Annotated in this window: 1 protein-coding gene; it reads right to left on the bottom strand. The window is 47.0% G+C overall.

Annotation, left to right across the window (positions count from 1 at the left end):
- Nucleotides 1–59: 59 nt before the first annotated feature.
- On the bottom strand, nt 60–247 hold a 188-nt coding region (locus tag HJG58_RS18755), incomplete at its 5' end, for a hypothetical protein (protein ID WP_039267373.1).

Below are 247 nucleotides of genomic sequence, written 5' to 3'. Positions count from 1 at the left end.
CCCTCACCAGTGAAGGTGATGGCAATCAAAAGATTACGGGCTGATGTTTATGTCGTCAGCTATTGCTGGTCCGATTCTGCCAGGTCGTCTTGCTCCTGGCCCAAGAGCGATAATTCCAACAATGCATAACGGTGCTCAACGAAGTTATGTACGTTGTTAGCAACCGCTAATTTGAACAGTGCCGTAGCGCTGTCCATATCCCCCAGACTTAGGTAGTACTTACCTAAATAGAAGTTGGTTTCACTGA

This window comes from Acinetobacter geminorum (assembly GCF_013009345.1).
Lineage (GTDB): Bacteria > Pseudomonadota > Gammaproteobacteria > Pseudomonadales > Moraxellaceae > Acinetobacter > Acinetobacter geminorum.
This window is presented reverse-complemented; position numbering and strand designations above follow the sequence as displayed.